This is a genomic window from Hydrogenophaga sp. BPS33 (assembly GCF_009859475.1).
In the GTDB taxonomy this organism is placed as follows: Bacteria; Pseudomonadota; Gammaproteobacteria; order Burkholderiales; family Burkholderiaceae_C; genus Hydrogenophaga.
On the sequence record NZ_CP044549.1, the window covers coordinates 4,746,237 to 4,761,576 of the forward strand.

Genomic DNA, 15,340 nt, shown 5'->3' on the forward strand with positions numbered 1-15,340 from the left:
TCCTCTTCACCATGCGTTCCACAAGCGCAGCTTGAGCTTCTCCCAACCCGACGCCTTGCCGCGGCGTCGGCGTTCGGCCAACACCACCGCCACATCGTCCACCGGTCGGATCGCGGCCGGTGAAAACAGCTCGGGCCGCTGCGCGAACCACTGCGCCACCACGGCATTGCCGAAGTCGCCCATGTGCACCCGGCCCCAGCGCTTGGCCCGGCGGTAGATGTCCTTGCCCGCGTAGATGCGGGCCAGGTTCTTCTCGCGGTCCTTGTACTTGGGCTTGTTCAGGTTCTGGTGCGAGAAGCGCTCGAGCTTGCGCTCGATCATCTCCATGCCGCCGAGGTAGCTGAAGTGCCAGCCGGCGTCCGGCACGTCGACGACTTCGGCAGCGGCGTCGCGCAGCTCGCCGCTGTTGCGGATGTCTTCGGCCTCATGCGCCAGCGCATAGGCGCCGCTGACCGCCACGGCCTTGCACCAGAACGGCTCGGAGACCATCAGGTAGTCGCAGTAGAAGTAGAGCATCAGCATCTCGAACACGTGCACGCTGCCGGGCGCGACCGCGCCGATCTTCTCCGGGCGGACGATCTCGTCAACGTCGGCGATGATGACCACGTCGTGCGCCGCCGCGTCGGCGTAGCCACGGCGCAAGGCATTGCGCTGGAAGCGCTCGCGGTCCCACGCGGTCTTGCAGTCCGCGAACTCGGCCGCCGACAAGCTGATGTAGCGGATCTTCGAACGGGCCCAGGCGTATTGCCCGGGATCGAACTGCAGCGCCTTGGGCGTGCCCGCGAAGGTCAGTTCGGCCTCGACGATGACGAAGTGGTCCACGCGGTCCCAATGGGTGCGCAACCGCAAGTCCAGGCAGTCCTCGCCGTCGAAGGTGAAGCAGTCGTAGACCTTGTAGGAAGTGGGCATGGGTGGTTCGAAAGCCATTCAGAGAAAAGCGCCGATCAGTCGCGCTGCCGCCACTGGACCAACCCCATCCAGCGCCCGGCCATGCGCGCTAGCAGGCGCGGCGACCACGCGATCGCGCGCAGCGGCAGGGCTACGGTGGTGCCCAGCAACACCGACCAGCGCTGGCGCCGTGCCTGCTCATGCGAGCGGTGCTTGGCGGTGTAGATCAGCTTGGACTGCGCGTGGTGGTAGCCGCGCAGGTACTCGCTCTTCCACGGCGTCTTGCCCTTGACCGAGCCGCGCGCGCGGTGCACCGCCGCCACGCCCGGCCACACCACGATGGGCCGGCCGTTCTGGAACAGGCGCAGGCACAGGTCGTCGTCCTCGTAGTAGAGGAAGAAGCGCTCGTCGAAGAAGCCGATGCCTTCGAAACGCGACAGGCGAAACAGCATGGCCGCGCCGACCACGAAGCCCACGCAGGCTGGCCCATCGGCCCCGGGTCCGCGCGAGGCCCAGGCGGTGCTCGGCCAACGGTAGTTCACATCGGGCTTGCCCGGTGTGCCTTCCAGTTGCGGTGCGACGATGGCGGCATCGGGCATGGCCTGGGCCGCGCGCACCAGCTCGCGCAGGCCATCGGGCGTGACCTCGCAATCGGGGTTCACGAGGAACACGAACGGCGTCTTGGCCACGGCGATGGCGCGGTTGTTGGCCGCACCAAAGCCCAGGTTGCGCCCGTGCTCCAGCACCGTCGCCTGCGGCCAGCTCGCGCGCGCCTGCCCTGGCGTGCCGTCGGTGCTGCCGTTGTCGGAGATCACCACGTGCGGGCAGTGCGCAAGCAGGTTGTCGAGCGCGGGCAGACAGTGCGCGCTGTGGAAGGTGACCAGCACCACCGTGACCTGTTTCAGCAGGTCGGCGTCGTTGCTCATGTTCAGTGCGCGCTCGCGCCAAGGACCGCGTCGGGCTTCACCTGCTTCAGGAGATCCAGCATGACCGCCTCGATGCGGTGCAAGGCTTCAGGCGTGTGGCCTTCGAAGCGCAGCACCAGAACCGGCGTGGTGTTCGATGCGCGGATGAGGCCGAAGCCGTCGGGCCAGTCGATGCGCACGCCATCGATGGTGGACAGCCGGGCCGGCGCGTCCACCTTCGCCAGGGCCACGAGTTTTTCCACGGCCGCATGCGGCTCGCCTTCGGCGCAGGCCACGTTGAGCTCGGGCGTGCTGTGGCTGGTGGGCAGCGCGTTGAGCACGGCGCTGGCATCGGGGCTGCGGCTCAAGATTTCCAGCAGGCGCGCGCCCGCGTAGGTGCCGTCGTCGAAACCGAACCAGCGCTCCTTGAAGAAGATGTGGCCGCTCATCTCGCCACCGAGCGGGCTGTTCAGCTCCTTCATGCGCGCCTTGATCAGCGAGTGGCCGGTCTTGTAGATGTGGGCCACGCCGCCGGCCGCTTCGATCGCAGGCGCCAGGCGCTGTGAGCACTTCACGTCGAACACGATGTCGCCACCGGGCACGCGCGAGAGCACGTCCTGCGAGAACAGGATCATCTGCCGGTCGGGGTAGATGGTCTGGCCGTCCTTGGTGACGATGCCCAGGCGGTCGCCGTCGCCGTCGAAGGCCAGGCCGAGCTCGGCGTCGGTCTCGCGCAGCGTGCGGATCACGTCCTGCAGGTTCTCGGGCTTGCTCGGGTCCGGGTGGTGGTTGGGGAAGTTGCCATCGACTTCGCTGTAGAGCTCGATCACCTCGCAGCCCAGCGCGCGGAAGATGCCCGGGGCGGACGCGCCGGCCACGCCGTTGCCGCAATCCACCACCAGCTTCATGGGGCGCGCGAGCTTCACGTCGGAGACGATGCGGTCGCGGTACGCGGCCGACACGTTGACCAGGCGCACACGCCCGCCCTCGGCGCGCACATGCGATTCGGCTTCCATGGTCTTGCGCAGGGCCTGGATGTCTTCGCCATAGATCGCGCGGCCGGCCAGCACCATCTTGAAACCGTTGTAGTCGCGCGGGTTGTGGCTGCCGGTGACCTGGATACCACTGTGGCACAAGGTTGCCGCTGCGAAGTACAGCATGGGCGTGGTAGCCAGGCCGATGTCGATCACATCCACCCCGGCGGCCACCAGGCCCCGGATCAGCGCCGCCGAGAGGCCCGGGCCGCTCAGGCGGCCATCGCGCCCCACGGCAACGGTTTTTTCACCGAGCTTCATGGCCTGGGTGCCGAACGCCAGCCCCAGGGCCTCGGCCACCCCTTCGTTGAGGGCGGTGGGCGTGATGCCCCGGATGTCGTAGGCCTTGAAGATGGAGGCTGCAACTTGCATGGAATTCCTAAAGTCGGGCAAAAAAGGCATTGTAGGAGGGGGTATTCACCCGCCTTGAAGGACATGTCCGAAAACGGCCAGTCAAAGCGCGATCCCGGGCCTACCATGGCAATCCATGAGCCTGACCCACCGCATCGACGACGACGCCTGCTACCGCGCGCTGTGCGCGCACGACGCACGCTTCGACGGCCGCTTCTTCACCGCCGTCACCTCCACCGGCATTTATTGCCGGCCGGTCTGCCGCGTGCGCACGCCCCGGCGCGAGAACTGCCGCTTCTTCGAGCACGCGGCACAGGCCGAACATGCGGGTTTTCGCCCCTGCCTGCGCTGCCGCCCCGAACTCGCGCCGCTGGAGCGGCACTGGTCCACCGAGGACGCCTCCGCCATCCTGGCCCAGCAGGCCACGCGCTGGCTGGACGACCCGCAGCACTGGCAGGACGACGACGCTGCTCCAGTGAGCGAACGCCTCGCCGCCCGCCTGGGCGTGAGCGACCGCCACCTGCGCCGCGTGTTCGAGGAACGCCTGGGCGTCTCGCCGCTGCAATACCTGCTCACGCGCAAGCTGCTCACCGCCAAGCAGTTGCTGGCCGACACCGGCCTGCCCATCACCCAGATCGCGCTGGCCAGCGGGTTTGCCAGCGTGCGCCGGTTCAACGCCGCGTTTCTGGAGCACTACCGCCTGAACCCGACGCAGCTTCGGCGCGAAAGCGTCCGCGTGGAAACCGACGCCGGCACCCCGGTGCGCCTGGGCTACCGGCCGCCCTACGACGTGGCGGCCACCCTCGCCTTCTTCCGCCAACGCATGATCGAGAGCGTGGCCTTTCTGGACGGCACCTTGCGCCTGGGCCAGACCCTGCGCATGGACATGGCCGGCCGCACCCACACAGGCTGGCTGCTGGCCACGTTCGACGAAGAGCGCCACCAGCTCGTGCTGCGCGTGAGCGACTCGCTGCGCGAGGTACTGCCCCAGGTGATCCACCGGCTGCGCGCCGCGCTCGACCTGGATGCCGACCCGGGCGCCATCAACGCCGTGCTGCACAGCGCGTTCCCGCACGGCGACGGCCTGCGCGTGCCCGGCGCGCTCGACGGTTTCGAGCTGGCCGTGCGCGCCGTGCTCGGCCAGCAGATCACCGTGGCCGCCGCGCGCACGCTGGCGCAGCGCCTGGTGAACCGCTTTGGCGAACCGATAGACACACCCTTCGCCCCGCTCACACGCCTCTTTCCCACGCCCGCCGCGCTGGCGCAGGCCGAAGGCGATGCGCTGGGCCAGTTGGGCATCGTCAAGCAACGCCAGGCGGCCATCGTGGCGCTGGCGCGGGGCGTGGCCGAACAAGGCCTGGTGCTCAACGGCAGCGCCGACGTGCCGGCCACGCTGGCCGCGCTCAAGGCCATGCCCGGCATCGGCGACTGGACCGCGCAGTACATCGCCATGCGCGCGCTGCGCTGGCCCGATGCGTTCCCCGCCGGCGACGTGGCCCTGCACAAGGCGATGGGCGTGCAAGGCCTGAAACAACCGGCCCGCGAGGCCGAAGCCCTCTCATTGGCCTGGAAGCCCTGGCGCAGCTACGCTGTGGTGCGCGCCTGGGCGGCAGGGCAAGTATCTTCTGGAGTTCAAGCATGAAACACGATCCCCTCACCGTCTTCACCACCTGGCAAGGCCCGCTGGGCGCCATGGTCCTCGCGGCCACGCCGCGCGGCCTGAGCGGCGTCTGGTTCGACGGCCAGCGCCACGGGCCCGACACCTCGGGGTGGCGGCGCGATCCGGCGCATCCGGTGCTGCTGCAGGCCATCGAGCAACTCGCCCAATACTTTGACGGCCGGCGCACGCAGTTCGAGCTGCCGCTGGACCTGCAAGGTGGCACGCCCTTCCAGCAGCAGGTGTGGCAGGCGCTGCTGCGCATCGCACCGGGCGATACCACCAGCTACGGCAGCCTGAGCGCGGCCATCGGCAAGCCAGCGGCGGTGCGCGCGCTCGGCGCGGCTGTGGGGCGCAACCCGATGAGCATCGTCGTGCCCTGCCACCGCGTGCTGGGCGCCAACGGTTCGCTCACCGGCTACGCGGGCGGGCTGGAGCGCAAGACCGCACTGCTGTCGCTCGAAGGCGCGCGCACGCTTGAAGCGCATTGAGTCGCGGCCCTCATCAATGTCCCGCCGATCCGGCATCAATGCGCCCCAGGCCTGGCCCGGGAGCGCGTGCACAATTTGACGCATGAGCCCCCTCCTCGCCCTGGAATTCCTGTTGCTGGCCGCCCTGTGGGGTGCGTCGTTCCTGTTCACGCGGCTGGGAGCGGCCGAGCTGGGCGCGGTGCCCACGGCGGGCATGCGCGTGGCGCTGGCGGCGCTGTTCCTGCTGCCGGTGTTCCTGGTCAAGGGGGTGTGGGCCGACTTCCGCCAGCACGCCGGGCGCATCCTCTACATGGGCTTGTTCAACTCGGGCCTGCCCTTCGCCTTGTACGCCTTCGCGGTGCTGCACATCACCACGGGCTTGAGCTCCATCCTCAACGCCACCGTGCCCCTGTCGGGCGCGCTGGTGGCCTGGCTCTGGCTCAAGGACCGGCCCACCCGCTCGCGCATGCTCGGGCTGGCGGTGGGTTTCGCGGGTGTCACGCTGCTGGTCATGGGCAAGTCGGGCTTCAGCGCCACCGGCGTGGCCGGGCAAGGCGACAGCGCCATCACGCTGCTGGCCATGGGCGCCTGCGTGCTCGCCACGCTGAGCTACGGCTATGCCGCCAGCTTCACCAAACGCTACCTCACGGGTGTGAACCCCCTGGCCACCGCCACCGGCAGCCAGATCGGCGCGGCGCTCGGCCTGGCCATCCCCACCGCGTGGCTGTGGCCGAGCCAGGCGATCAGCGCCACGGCCTGGGGCGCGCTGGTGGCCGTGGGCCTGCTGTGCACCGCCATCGCCTACATCCTGTTCTTCCACATCATCGCCAAGGCCGGCCCGAGCCGCGCGCTGGCGGTCACGTTCCTGGTGCCGGTGTTCGCCTTGTTCTACGGCGTGGTGTTGTTGGGCGAGGCCATCACGCCCTGGATGATCGGCTGCGGCGTGGTGATCGTGTGTGGCACGGCGCTGTCCACGGGCCTGGCGAAAGTGCGCTGGCTGGACGCGCGCTCGACCTGATTCACTTCACCGCACGCGATTTCGCGCGGCCCTTGCCCAACGCACCCGCACCCGGCAAGGCCAGCGCCACCTCCTCGATGTACCGGGCCAGCACCTGCGCCTCTTCGCTCAAGGGGCGGATGGCCGAGCGGTAGATCTCGGTCCAGAGTTCCACACGAGGCCGGAACGGGCGCGAGACGATGTCTGGAAAGATGCCCGTGGACAGCAGCATCGGGTTGATCAGGCCGATGCCCACGTTCTGCTGCACCAGCGCGCACACGCCCATGGACGTGCTGGCCACGATGCCCTTGTCCGGCTGCACGCCGGCTTCCTGCAAGGTCGCGCGCAGCAACAAGGACGTCGGCGACTCTTCGGGCAGCGCGATCACGTCCAGGCCCACCAGGTCCTCGGGCCGCACGGTGCTGCGGGCCACCAGCGGATGGCGCCGGTGCATCACGGCCACCATCAGGTCTTCGGAGATGGTGCGCCGCTCGCACATCTGCACATAGCTGATGGTGTTGGGTGCGGGCGGGTTGGTCACGCCCAGGTCCACCTCGTGGTGCGCCACCTGCTTGAGCACCTCCGGCGGCCCCACCACCTGCACGCGCACGTTGACATGCGGATGCGACACCTGGAAACGCTGGATCGCCTTGGGCAACAGCGCCATCAGGGGCGGCGCGTGGGCCGCCACGGTCACGGTGGGCGTGGAGGCCTGCGCGAGCGCGGTGGCTTCTTCCAGGGCCCACGCGAGGTGGTTGGCCGCCTGCTCGGCGCGCGGCAGCAAACGGCGCGCGGCGGCGGTGGGCACCAGCCGGCCGTGCTCGCGCGCGAACAGCGCCACACCGGTCTCGCGTTCCATCAGGACCAGCGTTTTGCTCACGGCTGCCTTGGAAATGCCCAGCTTGAGCGCCGCCTCGGCCAGCCCGCGGCTGCGCATGACGGCGGTGAAGATCTGGAAATGGCGGCCGTTGAGCAAAGAGGAATCGGGCATGGCGCTTGCAAGTCGAAGAGGAATCCGACGGCAAAAACCGTCAACCGCAGGTTAACAAGAAAACCCACGTCGAAACACGGTGCTCCCTAGAATTTCCTGTCATCACGCCGTCACGGGCAGTTGTGCCAAGCGACGTGCCACACCCTTCCAACGAACGAGAAAGCCTTCCGTGATCCGCCATTTGATTCCCGCCCTCGCCTTGTCCGCCTGCGCCACCGGCGCTTTCGCACAAGCCTTCCCCAACAAGCCCATCACCATCGTGGTGTCGGTGCCCGCCGGCGGCACCATCGACGCCATCGCGCGCATGGTCGCCAAGGACATGGGCGAAGCCCTGGGCCAGCCGGTGGTGATCGACAACCGCGCCGGCGCCAACGGCAACATCGCCGCCGACTTCGTGCGCCGCTCGCCCGCCGACGGCCACACGCTGCTCATGCTGGCCTCCAGCACGCTCACGCTCGGCCCCTACGTGATGGACAAGGTGCCCTTCGACCCGGTGAAGGACTTCGCGCCCGTGGCCATGACCGCCGGCCTCAACATGGCCTTGATTGCCCACCCCAAGGTCGGCGTGAGCGACGTCAAGGGCCTGGTTGCCGCCATGAAGGCAGCGCCCGGCAAGCTGAACTTCTCCTCCACCGGCAACGGCTCGTTCCCGCACGTGGCCGGCGCGCTGCTCAACCTGGAGACCAACACCACGGCCACCCACGTGCCCTACAAGGGCCTGGCACCCTCGATCCAGGATCTGCTGGCCGGCGTGGTCGACTTCACCTTCGACTCCGGCAGCGCCATCCACGTGAAGAACGGCAAGCTCAAGGCGCTCGCGGTCATCGGACCCAAGCGCGCCGCCGCCCTGCCGGACGTGCCCACCTTCCGCGAACTCGGCCTGCCCGAGCTGGAGAAGGTGAGCGGCTGGCACGGCGTGTTCGCGCCCGCCGGCACGCCAGCGGCCGTGGTGAACCGCCTCAATGCCGAGATCAACAAGAGCCTGAAGAAGCCCGAGTCCGTCGAGCGCGTGCAGGCCATGGGCTTCGAGAGCGTGAGTACCACGCCGGCCGAACTCGGCTCGGTGCTGCAGCGCGACTTCAAGACCTTTGGCGAGCTGATCACCCGCACCAAGATCAGCGTCAACTGAGCGGCCTCTTGCCCGCTCGCACCGAGGGCAGCAGCCCTCGGTGATCTGTCCTTCTCCCCCCCTCCTTCCTTCACATCGCAGCCCGCCTGCGAGGGGCTTCCTCGCGCGTGGGCTGCGCTCCTTTTTGCCGCGCCATGCTCCGATTCCAGTTCGACTCCCCACCCCGCCTCGTCTGCCAGCGCGGCGCGGCCCTGGCGCTTGCCCCGTGGTTGCAGGCCAGGGCGTGCATGCATGCCTTCGTCGTGACCGACCCGGGCCTGGTGCGCGCCGGCGTGGTCGGTGCGCCGGTGGACGCGTTGCGCGCCGCGGGCCTGCGCGTGACGGTGTACGACCAGGTCGAAGCCGACCCACCCGAGCACGTGGTGCTGGCCGCCGTGCAAGCGGCGCGTGACGCGGGCGCGGACGGCGTCATCGGCCTGGGCGGCGGCAGTTCGCTGGACACGGCCAAACTCGTGGCCCTGCTGGCCGCCACCCCGCAGGCGCTGCCCGACATCTACGGCCCCAACCGGGCGCGAGGACCGCGTTTGCCGCTGGTGCAAGTTCCCACCACGGCGGGCACGGGCTCGGAAGCCACGCCGACGTCGGTGGTGTCCACGCCGGACCACCAGAAGCGCGGCGTGATCAGTCCGCTGCTGCTGCCCGACGTGGCCGTGCTCGACGCCACCCTGACCCTGGGCCTGCCGCCCGCGCCCACGGCCATGACCGGCATCGACGCCATGGTGCACGCCATCGAGGCCTACACCACGCGGCACTTGAAGAACCCGGTGTCCGACGCGCTCGCGGTGCGCGCGCTGCAGTTGCTGCACACCCACCTGGGCCGCGCGGTGCAGCACGGCGACGACCTCGACGCCCGCGAAGGCATGCTGCTGGGCTCCGCCCTGGCCGGCATGGCGTTCGCGAACGCACCGGTCGCGGCCATCCACGCACTCGCCCACCCCTTGGGAAGCCACTTCCATGTGCCCCATGGGCTGGCCAATGCCCTGGTGATGGTGCCGGTGCTGCGCTTCAACCTGCCGGTGGCCGGCCACCTGTACGCGGAACTGGCCCGCGCCCTGGACCCGGCATGGCTGGGCAAGGGCGAGGCCGTCGCGGCCGACGCCTTCATCACCCTGATGGCACAACACGTGTCGCAAGCCCCGATCCCGCAACGCCTGCGCGACGTGGGCATTGCCGCGCCCGAGGTGCCGACCTTGGCGCAGGCGGCCATGGACGTGCGCCGCCTGCTCGACAACAACCTGCGCGACGTGCAAGAAAGCGATGCGCTGGCCCTCTATTCAGAAAGCTTCTAAGCCATGACCGAACCTCTCAAAGCCTTCATCGCCGGCCAATGGCGCGACGCCAGCGGCCCCGAATACACCACCGAATACCCGCACGACGGCAGCGCCGTGGCCCGCCTGCACGCGGCCACCGCCGCCGATGTGGACGAGGCTGTGCACGCGGCCGAGCGCGCGCGCCAGCAACCCGCCTGGGCCAAGCTCAAGCACCACGAGCGCGCCGCCATCCTCTACCGCATCGCGGGCGGCATCCGCGAGCGCAGCGAAGACCTCGCCCAGCTGCAACGCCTGGACAACGGCAAGCCCATCAAGGAATGCCGCGCCCTGGTCGCCAGCGCTGCCGGCACCTTCCAGTTCTTCGGCGCCGCCGCCGAAACCTGGGAAGACACCATCACCCCCTCGCGCGGCGACTTCCTCAGCATGAGCGTGAACGAGCCGCTGGGCGTGGTCGGCGCCATCACGCCCTGGAACAGCCCCATCGCCAGCGAAGCGCAGAAGCTCGCCCCGGCGCTTGCCGCCGGCTGCGCCATGGTCTTCAAGCCCGCCGAGATCACGCCGCGCATGGCGCTTGAACTCGCCAAAATCGCGCAGCAGGCCGGCGTGCCCGACGGCATCATCAGCGTGCTGCCGGGCAAGGGCAGCATCGTCGGCGATGCGCTGGTCAAGCATCCCCTCATCAAGCGCATCGCCTTCACCGGTGGCACCACCGTGGGCATGGGCATCCAGCGCCTGGCGGCCGAGAAGTTGATGCCGACCTCGCTGGAGCTCGGCGGCAAGTCGCCCATCATCGTCATGCCCGATGCCGACCTGGACCACGCCGTGGCCGGTGTGCTCTACGGCATCTTCAGCTCCTCGGGCGAGTCCTGCATCGCCGGCTCGCGCGCCTTCGTGCACGAGAGCGTCTACAACGAGTTCAAGGCGCGCCTGCTCGAAGGCGTCAAACGCCTGCGCGTGGGCGACCCGTCGAAGGAAGAGACGCAGATGGGCCCGCTGGTCAACCTGGGCCACCGCGCCTCGGTGGAGAAGTACGTGCAACTGGGCCGCGACGAAGGCGGCACCGTGCTCTGCGGTGGCGAGCGTCCCAGCGGCGGCTTCTACGACGGCGGCAGCTACTACCTGCCCACCATCTTCGAAGGCCTGCCCAACAGCGCGCGCATGTGCCAGGAAGAGATCTTCGGCCCGGTGCTCGCGCTGCTGCCCTGGAAGGACGAGGCCGACCTGATCGCGCAGTGCAACGACAACATGTTCGGCCTGGCCTCGGGCATCTGGACGCGCGACTTCAAGAGCGCCTGGCGCATCGGGCGCGCGCTGCAGACCGGCACGGTCTGGATCAACACCTACAAGGTCTTCTCCATCAGCACGCCCTTCACCGGCGTGAAGATGAGCGGCTACGGCCAGGAGAAGGGCCGCCTGGGCATCCTCGAATACACCAGCCAGAAGAGCTTCTACTGGGGCCTGAACGAAGCGCCCATGCCCTGGGCCACGGCCTGAGAGACGTCAGTTCTTGATTGGCGGCGTGGACGAAGGATCCAAGGGCTCCAGCAAGCTCTTGGGCGGGTTGCGCTTCATCTCGTCGGCCATCGTGAGCTGCTCGGGGCTCATGCATTCGTCGGCCAGGCGCGCGCCCAGCTTCTGGCTCATGAGCATGGACTTGTTGCCCAGCTGCAGCCACATGGCACCGCGCTTGGGGTCTTCCAGGCGGATGGCGCCGGTGCGGCTTTCCACCGGGTGCATGTAGTAGCCGCCGCGCTGGTTCTTCACGCGGACGATGAAGAACCCTTGGCGCTTGGCGGGCTCGATCTTCACGGAAGCACCGAGCTCGCACGGAATCGCACCCAGGTACACGCGTTGCGCAACCGCCAGATCGGCCTCTGAGAGAGAGACATTGCTGTCCTCCTCGATCGGCGTCACCTCTTCCACGGCCTTGGCGGCGGAGCGCGCCAGGGGCGCGCGCTTGGTGGTCTGCGTTTTCGCAGCGGACTTGGCGGCGGCAGGCTTGGGTGTGGTGGTCTGTGCCACGGCAGCGGTGCACACGAGGGCCGCAGCGCTCAGCGAAAGAACGAGGGAAATGGGTTTCATGGGCTTCCTGGAAAACGGATCAGCAGCAAGTCTGCCCGCACCGGGGTCGAAAGGGTGTTCGCAAATGTTTCACCCCCGGCGCGAGACAGATTTTCGCCGAAGCCCCCGCTCACCGGTTCGCCGTCACCAGCCACATCGCGATGTCCGGGAACACCAGCAGCAGGCACACCGCCAGAATGTAGACCAGCATGAACGGCATCACACCCGAAAACACGTCGGTGATGGGCCCGGCTTGTCGTCGCATGCCTTGCAGCACGTAGAGCACCGTGCCGTCGGGTGGGCTGATCATCGCGATCTCCACCAACATGGTGATCACGACACCGAACCAGATCGGGTCGTAGCCCAGCGCCACCACCACGGGAAAGATCAGCGGGATGGTGGTGATCACCATCGCCATGCCTTCCATGAACGTGCCCATGGCCAGGTAGAAGCAGATGATGATCAGCATGACGCCCCATCCTGGCAGCGGCAGTTCGGTGAGGAACTTTGCGAGCATCTGCGGCACGCCGAGCGAGGACAGGATGTAGTTCAGGAAATACGCACCGTAGAGGATGAGCGCGATCATGGAGGTCGTGCGCGCCGTGGCGCGCATCGAGTCCATCATCATCGACCACTTGAGCTTGCGGTCGACCAGTGAGATGACAACCGCGCCCGCCACGCCCAGGGCCGCCGATTCGGTGGGCGTGGCCCAGCCGGCGTAGATCGAGCCGAGCACCAGCGCGATCAGGATGACGGTGGGCAACAGATCCGCCAGCGACGCGATGCGGTGCCGCCAGTCGACGCGCTGCTTCTCGTCCGTGTCTTCGTAGCTTTTGTTCCGGCTGTGGATCAGGATCACCGCCGTGAACAACAGGATCACGAGCAGGCTCGGCCCCACCGCCGCCAGGTAGAGATCGCCCACGGAGGTCTCGGTGATCAGGCCATAGATGATGAAGGTGATGCCGGGCGGAATGAGGTTGCCCAGGGCGCCGCCGGCGGCCAGGGATCCCAGCACCATCTTGGGTGAGTAGCGGCTCTTCTCGAAGTACGGCAGGGCCACGGAGCCCATGGTCGCCGCCGTGGCCACGCTCGATCCGGCGATGGCCGAGAACACGCTGCAGGATGCAATATTGGTGTGCAGCATGCCGCCCGGCATGCGTCCCATCCAAATGTTGAGCGTGCGGTAGAGCTTCTCGGAGATGCCCGCACGCAACATCACCTCACCCATCAGCAGAAACAGGGGCACCGAGACCAGCACGAAATTGTTCGACGGCGCCCACAGCATGTCGCCGATGGAATTCCAGAACGGCCGGTCTGACAGGCCAAAGCCTGCCAGCAGGCCCAACAGACCGAGTGCGGCGCCCACGTACACGCCACCCCCGAAAAACACCACGAAAGCCGCGAGCACCGCCCCCAGCGCCCACCAGGGGACCGCGGTGGCCGCGCTGGCGGCGGCACCGGCATTGGGCGCAGCACCAAAAAGAGACGCGATGCCCACCACCAGGCCCACGATGACAATGAATCCAATGGCCAGCATTTACAAACCCTTGTTGTCCACACCACGGCCCTGCCCGACCGCTTCCAACGTTTCCGTGGCTTCGTCCACGTAGCTGCGCGCCACGAGCAGTCGGTCGATACCGTCGTAATCGCGATTGCACATGAGCGAAGCGGCGCGCGCGATGAGCGCCAGCACCCCGAGCAGCAACAACGCGAAGCCCGCAGCCCAGACACCCTGAGGAATGGCCAAGGGGATATGCCAGATCGACAGATCGGTCGCGCCGATCTCGTAGGTGTCTTTCACCAGGAGCAGCGCGCCCCAGGCCATGAACGCGCCGAAAATCAGCAGCGCGGCAATCGCCACGCCGTGCAGCCACACACGCACCGACAGGGGTGTCTTCTGTACCAGCACATCGATGCGCACATGGGCGCGTTCGATGAGCGTGCCGGCCAGACCCCAACTCATCGCGGCTGCCATGAGATAGCCGGTGAGCTCGGTGGTGGATTCGGTGGAGAAGCCGAGCAAGCGCCGACCCACGACGTCAAAACAGATCAGTAGCGTGATCGCCAGATAGGCAAACCCCGCGACGGTCAGCGCATGGCTGCTGAGCCAGGTGATGAGACGCAGCATGCTTGCTCAACGCGGTGTGTAGGGGATGCCGGTCACCGGCGCGATCACTTCCTTGTAAGCGGCCAGGCACTTGTCCCCGCAGCGCTTGAACCAGCCCGGCAGCACCGATTCGGTGAGTTGCTGGTGAACGGTTTGGATGGCTTCGGCCTGCGGCTTGTTCTCCACCATCGGCTTGCGCACCGGCTTGTGGATCTTGCAGTCGGCATTGCGTCCCACGTTGCAGGCGATGCCATCGGTGTTGGCCTCCAGGCCGAGCGCCCACTGCGCGTTCTGCACATCGGCAAAGGTCTTTTCCATGAGCGCGCGAACACCCGGATCGAGCTTCTCCCACCAGGCCAGGTTGACGAAGTATCCGGCCACCGACCACGACAGCGGCAGAGAATACAGGTGCGAACTGACCTCGGCCCAGTTGGCGCTGCTGCCCGCGCTCGCGCCAGACACGCTGCAGTCCAGCGTGCCGCGTTCCAACGCGGTGTAGACCTCGCCGAAGGCTATCGAGACCGGCTGCGCGCCAATGCCCTTGAGCAGATCGGAGGTCGACGGGCCGTTGGTGCGGATGCGCAGGCCCTTCAAGTCGTTCAGGCTGTTGATCGGCTTGCGGCAATAGAACATTTGAGCCGTGAACGGAAAGGTTGCCACCAGCTTGATACCCAGGCGCTGCAGCTCCTTGTTGGCCAGCGGCATCATGCCGTCGGCGATGCGGCGCGCCTTGTGGATGTCGGTGCTCAAGCCGGCCAGATCGATGCCATCGAGAATGGGCACATCGCCCGACACCGTCGTGAGCGGCGAGGTGGAGATGTCGATCTGGCCCGATCGCACCAGACGCAGCACTTCGGGGCCGGACACGTTGCGCTCCGGCCAGGTCGAGAGCACCACTTCGATGCGCCCGTTGGAGGCTTTGGCCAAACCATCGCGCAGGATTGGCTGGTCCACGCGGGTGTATTGCGGCAGCGTGGGCGTGGCCTGCGTCACGGCCTGGATCACCACTTTGGGTCCCGGCGCGAGCTGGGCAATGGCTGCGCCGGGCAGCAAGGTGGCGGCGAAGGCAAGCGGGAGAAGGGTTTTGAGGTGCTTCATGTGCGTACGTCCGTTGAGGTGGGGCCCATCCCGTCGCTGGCGTTGTCCGCCGCCAGTGCGATCGGCGGAGAAAACGGCGCGGGAACCAAGATTTCGTTGTGCATATCCCTGATGAGTGGCAACACGGTCGGCACGAAGGCCTGCCATTGCGGGTCCGCGTAGAGGTTTCGCCGCCGCCGCGTTCGCTCGTCGTGCGACTCGAACGCCCAGAGGTGCATCACCTTGTTGATCGATCCGAATTCGGTGGAATAGAAACCCAGAAGACCGCCCAGATGGCGCTTCTCGATCTCGATGCCACTCTCGGCCATGAGCTGCATGAAGCGTGCCACTTGACCCGGATGCAAGACGTAGGTGCGGGATTCGACGATCATGGCGCGCGCC

Annotated in this window: 15 protein-coding genes; 6 read left to right on the forward strand and 9 right to left on the reverse strand. The window is 67.6% G+C overall.

What is annotated here, in order from left to right:
• Positions 1–6: 6 nt before the first annotated feature.
• The 3 genes from F9K07_RS21835 to F9K07_RS21845 are packed head-to-tail and all read right to left on the reverse strand — an operon-like array spanning position 7 to position 3,199.
• On the reverse strand, positions 7–909 hold the full coding sequence (locus F9K07_RS21835; RefSeq protein ID WP_159595420.1) for a hypothetical protein: 903 nt from the start codon (positions 907–909) through the stop codon (positions 7–9).
• A gap of 35 nt (positions 910–944) precedes the next feature.
• Complete coding sequence (locus F9K07_RS21840; RefSeq protein ID WP_236581425.1) at positions 945–1,814, reverse strand: glycosyltransferase family 2 protein; 870 nt, start codon at positions 1,812–1,814, stop codon at positions 945–947.
• A gap of 2 nt (positions 1,815–1,816) precedes the next feature.
• Positions 1,817–3,199, reverse strand: a complete 1,383-nt coding sequence (locus tag F9K07_RS21845) for a phosphomannomutase/phosphoglucomutase (RefSeq protein WP_159595421.1) — start codon at positions 3,197–3,199, stop codon at positions 1,817–1,819.
• 115 nt (positions 3,200–3,314) lie between these two features.
• Here F9K07_RS21845 and F9K07_RS21850 point away from each other — a divergent pair, with 115 nt between their 5' ends.
• From F9K07_RS21850 to F9K07_RS21860, 3 genes are all read left to right on the forward strand, one after another.
• Complete coding sequence (locus F9K07_RS21850) at positions 3,315–4,820, forward strand: DNA-3-methyladenine glycosylase 2 family protein (protein WP_159595422.1); 1,506 nt, start codon at positions 3,315–3,317, stop codon at positions 4,818–4,820.
• Positions 4,817–5,326 carry a methylated-DNA--[protein]-cysteine S-methyltransferase gene (locus tag F9K07_RS21855; protein ID WP_159595423.1) on the forward strand — a complete coding sequence of 170 codons (510 nt, stop codon included), beginning with the start codon at positions 4,817–4,819 and terminating at the stop codon, positions 5,324–5,326. The genes F9K07_RS21850 and F9K07_RS21855 overlap by 4 nt, the downstream gene beginning before the upstream one ends.
• Positions 5,327–5,408: 82 nt before the next feature.
• Positions 5,409–6,323, forward strand: a complete 915-nt coding sequence (locus F9K07_RS21860; RefSeq protein ID WP_159595424.1) for a DMT family transporter — start codon at positions 5,409–5,411, stop codon at positions 6,321–6,323.
• 1 nt (position 6,324) lies between these two features.
• Here F9K07_RS21860 and F9K07_RS21865 read toward each other — a convergent pair whose 3' ends face one another.
• Positions 6,325–7,293 (reverse strand): LysR family transcriptional regulator, encoded by a 969-nt coding sequence (locus F9K07_RS21865; RefSeq protein ID WP_159595425.1) that lies wholly within the window; start codon positions 7,291–7,293, stop codon positions 6,325–6,327.
• A gap of 169 nt (positions 7,294–7,462) precedes the next feature.
• Between F9K07_RS21865 and F9K07_RS21870 the strand changes: the two genes are divergently transcribed.
• The 3 genes from F9K07_RS21870 (at position 7,463) to F9K07_RS21880 (ending at position 11,187) form a co-directional block, all read left to right on the forward strand.
• Positions 7,463–8,422: a Bug family tripartite tricarboxylate transporter substrate binding protein gene (locus tag F9K07_RS21870; protein ID WP_159595426.1), complete on the forward strand. Its 960-nt coding sequence runs from the start codon at positions 7,463–7,465 to the stop codon at positions 8,420–8,422.
• 134 nt (positions 8,423–8,556) lie between these two features.
• On the forward strand, positions 8,557–9,711 hold the full coding sequence (locus tag F9K07_RS21875; protein WP_159595427.1) for an iron-containing alcohol dehydrogenase: 1,155 nt from the start codon (positions 8,557–8,559) through the stop codon (positions 9,709–9,711).
• Between the two features lie 3 nt (positions 9,712–9,714).
• The gene (locus F9K07_RS21880; protein WP_159595428.1) at positions 9,715–11,187 is read left to right on the forward strand and encodes an aldehyde dehydrogenase; all 1,473 of its coding nucleotides are present in this window, start codon (positions 9,715–9,717) and stop codon (positions 11,185–11,187) included.
• Between the two features lie 6 nt (positions 11,188–11,193).
• Here F9K07_RS21880 and F9K07_RS21885 read toward each other — a convergent pair whose 3' ends face one another.
• The 5 genes from F9K07_RS21885 to F9K07_RS21905 form a co-directional block, all read right to left on the reverse strand.
• The gene (locus F9K07_RS21885; RefSeq protein ID WP_159595429.1) at positions 11,194–11,775 is read right to left on the reverse strand and encodes a hypothetical protein; all 582 of its coding nucleotides are present in this window, start codon (positions 11,773–11,775) and stop codon (positions 11,194–11,196) included.
• A 109-nt stretch (positions 11,776–11,884) separates the two neighbouring features.
• On the reverse strand, positions 11,885–13,291 hold the full coding sequence (locus F9K07_RS21890; protein ID WP_159595430.1) for a TRAP transporter large permease: 1,407 nt from the start codon (positions 13,289–13,291) through the stop codon (positions 11,885–11,887).
• Positions 13,292–13,882, reverse strand: coding sequence for a TRAP transporter small permease subunit (locus tag F9K07_RS21895; RefSeq protein WP_159595431.1), 591 nt, complete (start codon positions 13,880–13,882; stop codon positions 13,292–13,294).
• Positions 13,883–13,888: 6 nt separating this feature from the next.
• On the reverse strand, positions 13,889–14,959 hold the full coding sequence (gene dctP, locus F9K07_RS21900; protein ID WP_159595432.1) for a TRAP transporter substrate-binding protein DctP: 1,071 nt from the start codon (positions 14,957–14,959) through the stop codon (positions 13,889–13,891).
• On the reverse strand, positions 14,956–15,330 hold the full coding sequence (locus tag F9K07_RS21905) for an NIPSNAP family protein (RefSeq protein WP_159595433.1): 375 nt from the start codon (positions 15,328–15,330) through the stop codon (positions 14,956–14,958). Before F9K07_RS21905 ends, dctP begins: the two co-directional genes overlap by 4 nt.
• Between the last annotated feature and the right edge of the window lie 10 nt (positions 15,331–15,340).